The following is a 6,513-nucleotide window of genomic DNA, read 5'->3' as shown; positions in this document are numbered from 1 at the left end:
ACCATAGTTGACGCTAATGGTGTAGTAGTTAGTACTGATTTTGAAATTGAACCACAGATCATAGATATAGATTTGGGACCGGACCAAATCCTTACTACCTCACAACCCACCACCGTATTGGAAGGCAATGCCTATGTCCAAGATCCGGACGCCACCTACCAGTGGTACTATAACGGTGAGTTGATGTTGCACACCGACCCTATACTAGAGGTAGGCACACCAGGAGAATACACTTTAGTGATTACCAATGGAGACAGAACCTGTACGGTCACGGATACCATTGTCATCAGTAATGAATTTCATTGTGACGTTACGGAAACCCAATACTGTGAGCCTATTTATTTAAGTGACATACACATAGATGTCACAGGGGGCTTCTTCACTTACCATACCAATATCAAATCCATTGACGGAGGTGGTATTGATTACAGTCAGGCACATAATGATGATACAACGCTTTCCAATATTCCCCCTGGAGGATATCTCATCACCGTGAGGGATAAGTTAGGAGCTATTTGTACGAAGGAAATAGAGATTGGTTGCTATGGTGGAAAAGCAGGACAGGATCAAGCTGAGGAAGAAAGCATTGCCTCAAAAAATGAGAACACGCAGTCAAATATTGAAGATCAGGTGTTGGACACTAAAATCTACCCCAACCCGAGCAATGCCAATAGCAATTTTCACTATGAAGTATCTTGTGGGAATGAAATCAATGGTGTAGTAGAAATCTTCAACACCTCAGGTGCTATTCTACAACGAAAAGAAATACGTGGCAGTAGTACCTACAGACTTCAGTTCAATTTATTAACCTCCGGACTTTATTTCATACGTGTCTCTTCAGATGCAGGATCCAAAGTTGACAAAATAATTATTAGATAGTCATGATGAGAAAAAATTATTTCAACACCATCAGAAAATCATATGCCAGTGTATTAATTGTAGCCATTATGGGAAATATGATGGTCTTTGCCCAACCGATACAACAATTAATGGCATTCCAACCTATCAAACCAAGAATCGTTACTTCCAATTCTGAAGTTTGGACTGAAAAGAAAGCAAAGCCTTCAAAAGAAGAAAAAAGTTCGATAAAACCCATTGAAGTTAAACCTGAACCTAGCCTAGAGCCTAAAGACCAGCCCACCATCAACACCCATACTTTTAGAGCGATGAATACTTTGGGGGTCATCGGAAAAAAAGATACAGGTGATGTAGAGAGCCCTTATGACAATTTTTTTGATATTGAGATTCCAGAAAGCATAGCTATTGAACAATACCAAGCTTATATCAAATATGAATTGTTCGGCCTCGCCAGTGCCTTATCCACCACTAAAAGTATCAACGGTCATTTATCCTATGGAGGGATGCTCATTGAAAAAGATGACGCCTGGCATACCGTTAAAGAACCCTTGGCAAATCATCAGCTCCAAAAAGGGAAGAATGAAATCTATTTTACACGTCGAGCAGACCAAACCTATCAATACCAAATCAAGAACCTCAAACTGGTGCTGGAACCCAAAACAAGCAACTCGATTGTGGTCAGCCCCATTGTAAAAACCACGAACGGGACTGCTTATATCAATGGGTACGTCCAAGACCCCAATATACAAACAATCCGAGTTACCCCTTTGGAAATCGAAATTCCTGTTGTTGAAGGAAGGTTTGAATACCTTATCCACAACCTACCGGATACTACCCAAAAGCTTCACCTCTCTTTTTTAAACGAAAGTATCACTTTGTCCATAGAAGATTCAACAAGTGAGGGTTTAATCACATTGGACCATAAAGAACCTAAAAAAAGCCTCCATGCTTTTTTTGTTAGCGAACAGAAAGAGCAGCTCTTCTCTTATGAAGCTTTAAGTATTGATCAACAAAATTTATCAGGATCCTATCCTCAGGCGGGATTTGTGGTCAATAAGCTGGAGTTTAAGGATGTAAGGGTTTTAAACTCTAGTCTTTATAATGTAACCGCTGGAGATGCACCTGCATTTCGGGTTCAAAAGCTCCATCTTCCAGATAGTGTTCCCGTTAAACTGCATTTGAAGTTTGATGAAAATAAGATCCCCCAAGGCTATTCCGCAAAAGATGTCAAGACCTTTTACTACAACAAAAGCGAGCGTCAGTGGAAAGCATTGCCCACCGACAGTATATCCTACCAGGATAAAAGTATCATTTCCCGTTCCTTCAATAACGAAACGGATTATATCAATGGTATCATCAAGGTGGCTGAATCTCCGGAAACCAGTAACTTTACACCTACGACCATATCAGATATGGAATATGCCAATCCTAGTGCAGGAATTGTAAGTATTGCACCACCTACTCCCAACAGCACGGGAAGCGTCACGACTAGTTTTCCTTTAAAGTTACCGCAAGGCAGAAACGGAATGCAGCCATCTTTAAGTGTAAACTATAACAGTGAAGCTGGAAACGGTTGGATGGGTGTTGGTTGGGATATTCAAACACCAGCGATTACCTTAAATACCAAATGGGGTGCTCCTGCCTTTGATACTACTTATGAGAGTGAGCTTTATAGTTTAAATGGGGCAGATTTGGTATTAGACGATAATGACGAATACACTAACCCCCATAGAAAAGATAGTATTTCAAGAAATTCAGAACGTCAATTCTACGAGCGCAAAGAAGGAAGTTATCAAAAAATTATTCGTCATGGAAGTGACCCAAGCAATTATTGGTGGGAAGTAACGGACAAACTTGGCAATAGAAGTTTTTATGGAGGAGACGAAAATGGTCAGGTAGATAATGCAATCATCAAAACAAACGACAGTAAAGAAAATATTGTGCATTGGGCATTGCACAAGACCATAGATAACTATGGGAATAGGATTGAGTACCTTTATGATAAGTCAACTGGACATCTTGACGGAGACTCTTCAAAGCCTCTTGCCTCCTCTTTTTATATCAATAAAATATTTTATACACTCCACAGTGGTGCGTATAGGCATTATGAGATAGATTTTAATAGAAATGTATATACCCTTGGGAATGCCTCCTATAATGCTAGGAAAGACAAAATACTAACCGCTAGGAACGGAACCCTACAGCTTACCGATGATTTATTAACTGAAGTAGAAATTAAATATATAGGCGCTAGCAATCAAATCATCAGAACATATCAGTTCGAATATGAAGAAGCTCCTTTTAATAAACGGCAATTATCCAAGATTTCGGAATTTGACACCAATGGTGAATTGTTCTATAGCAATACTATTGAATATTTCAATAAAGATGGCAATGGTAATGATGTGGATGAAAATGAAATTTTATCAGGTCAAACTACCTGGACTGACACCCAAGAAGACTTAATCTTCGATACTCCTTTTGCCCTATTTCCTCTGTTTAATGAAATTGATTTGCAAGATGTTATTGAATCTCCTTTAGGTACTAGTTTTTCTTCTGGTTTCAGTTTAGGTTTTAGGGGCGGAATCGGGTTTAATTTAAACCCCACCTCAAAGAGCATGTCCATTGGGGGTGTTTATAATTACACTAATAATACCCAGAAAAGTCTGGTGGCTTTGGTTGATATAAATGGAGATGGTCTTTCTGATAAAGTATATAAGAAAAATGGTAATTTATACTACAGACCCAATTTACTACAAAGTAATTCATTTGGTAATCCCATTTCCTTAAGTGGTATCAATGATTTGTCAGAAACAAAATCCAAAACAAACACATGGGGTATTGATGTTATCTTAAGTGTAACAGGCGGTTCAGGGAAGCTACAAAAAAAGTTTTCTACAACCCGGACAACTACCGATGGGTATTTTGTAGATAGAAATGGTGATGGATTACCAGACTATGTCAATAATGGAAACATTAAATTTAACCATCACCAAAGCAATCCTTTAAATCGATCTTTTAGCTCTGATATTCTAGATACAGAAAACTATATTGAATCTGGACTTGTGGATCAGGAAATAATTGATGACATAGAAGTCCCGTTCTTAGACGAAATCCGTGAGGAAAACCCACAATTTGATGCCGTAAAAGTATGGGAAGCTCCTTTTACTGGAACAATAAAAATAAATAGTAGAGCAAGGGTAACCTCCCTTTCTTCCATTGAACCTGGTTATCTTAACAGATTCAAACTTACTATTGAAAGATTAGTACTTGACTCTAATGGAGAAGCATATAAAAGCCCCTCTCAAAATTCACTTTTAATTGCCGTAGATAATTTTACAAGTACTTCTGATGTTTTGATCAACCCAAAAAATCCTTCTAATCCAACCACTTATGACATCCCTGTAAATAAAGGAGACTTAATATTGTTCCGGACACACAATAAAGATTATGGCACAGGTGGTGTAGTAGAGTGGAATACCAATATTGTCTATCAAAATTCAGCGGTAAACGATTATGTAGATGAGAATCGCAAGGAAGTTTATAAATATACAGAAAGAGAAGACTATTTGCTTTCTGATGGTTCAGGAATGAGTTTATCTGATTTCAGTTCTGTCAGTCTAGATTTTAACCTATCCAACCTTAATCAGATTAAGTACACCGATGACATTCAATTCATAGCGGAAGTTCGTGAGATCGATGCTGATAATAATATTGTCAATTCAACCTATCACACGGTACACTATGACCATGTCAATGAAATTCTTACGGGCAATACCAACATCCCCTTAAGTTTAAGCCAAAATTCAAATATAAGAAATGCTCTTTTTCTTCAAGTAAAAAGTACCTCTAATATAGCATGGGAACTAATGGAATGGAAGCCTATTCTTACTGCTGATAGTAACTTTTACTATCCCCCTGTTGAATACGTTACCTTTAATAAACGAACTTCAACAAATTTTATCCATAAACTGCCCAAAGGAAATGGAAGCGGTGAATTCCCAGCTCCAAATCTTACGTATGATATAAATGGAAATTTAATAGATCAAGATTATTTGGTTATTGACAATAATCTTGATACAAATATGTTCTACTCCCTTATGGATTTAGAGCCCAATGATTTTCCTGTTGATCTGCATTTGGTTATCAAAGGTGAGCAAGCGGGCGTAACAACTGTTATTGACAAAAAGACAATTACTATAGATGCTTCTTACAATGTAATTAACAATTCACCCCTAAAACTCAGAAAAAGCCAAGTTAGTGATGTTGATGTTCTCTATGTTGCTTTTTACACGGAAAATAAAAAAGCTGCCTATGAAATCACCAATAACCAAACCAGCATTGGTCAAGCTGTACCTCCTGAAATTGATATTTCATTGGATTCTCAGCAGACCAACCCTCCTAGTTGGTCCGGAATAACCCTTCAAAAACCCATTTTTGTACACAGCCCCAACTTATTTGGGCATGCTTATAGAAATTGGGGATATTTCCTATACAATGGGGGAATAACCTTAAAAAGGGATACGTCTACCCAGGAGCTCATTCTTACAGGCAGTGGTCTTCCTGATATCATTGAGGATTACGGGGCAAACCTTATTGATGGGGCTATATTTCCAGATGCTTCAAACAATGACTATTTAAACAACAACCAGAATAGCAATATAGACGACATTGCAGGTGATTTTGAGAGCAAGCCAAGGTATGCACTTTTTAATAAAGACAATAGAACAGAGAATGACATGTATAATCCCGCAGTCAATTCAAAGTATTTTATAGACAGACAACAAACTCCCCATAGGGTAACCCATCAAGTGGGTAGATTTGGTGAAACAAACTTGTTTGACAGCTATGTGGATTTAAATGATATAGACAATATTCCGTTTTACGGTTTCAAACAAAGAGGTAAAGCTAAAGGAGATGTTACCTCCCCTGGCACTATAACTATAGGAAGCGTAGGTGCAGGGACAGATATTGGAAAATCTGAAACAAAAACGCTTATACAACTAATGGATTTAAATGGAGACAAATATCCGGAGGTGATTACACCCAACAAGATACAATATACCAATAGTGTAGGGGCAATAAGTATTGTAAAGGGGAATGACTTTTATATTAAAACCTCTACTGATGATATTTCTGGAAGCGCTTCAGTTGAAGAATCAAGTCCAAATGATTCTTCCAATGGAGAAACAAATCCTTTAATGTTTAATTTGATAAAGAGTGAGTCAACAAATAGTACTAATGGCGATGCCGCTAGTGGGGATGGTAATTTGGGAAATTCAACAAATGTTCATTCCGGAAGTATAGGAGTAGGTAGCAGTGAAAACAGAATTGAACAGATTTGGTTGGACATGAACGGAGATGGTTTATCGGATAAGGTTTATTTGAATCCTGCGGGCTACATTGATGTTAGCCTAAATCATGGGTATGGATTTTATGATGAAAAAATTACTTGGGGCAACGGCCATGATCTATTAACAAGCAAAAGTGTCTCGGGTCACATAAATGCTAATTTTCCTATAAGTTCCTTTGGAGATATCGCGATTGGAGCTGGTTTGAATTTTTCTAGTGCAAAAAAAAATGTATTCTTCCTTGATGTGAATGGAGATGGATTGATAGATTTGGTTTTTTGGGATAAAGACAATGATACCTATA

General features: G+C 37.7%; 2 protein-coding genes. Both read left to right on the top strand.

Annotated elements, in window-relative coordinates:
• Window positions 1-879: T9SS type A sorting domain-containing protein (locus DNG35_RS12035; protein WP_146228884.1), on the top strand; the 879-nt coding region annotated here is incomplete at its 5' end.
• A 5-nt stretch (window positions 880-884) separates the two neighbouring features.
• Window positions 885-6,513, top strand: a 5,629-nt coding sequence (locus DNG35_RS12030) for a SpvB/TcaC N-terminal domain-containing protein (protein ID WP_158524905.1), incomplete at its 3' end; no start/stop codon positions are given.

This window comes from Mesonia sp. K7, assembly GCF_003233725.1.
Lineage (GTDB): Bacteria > Bacteroidota > Bacteroidia > Flavobacteriales > Flavobacteriaceae > Mesonia.
This window is presented reverse-complemented; position numbering and strand designations above follow the sequence as displayed.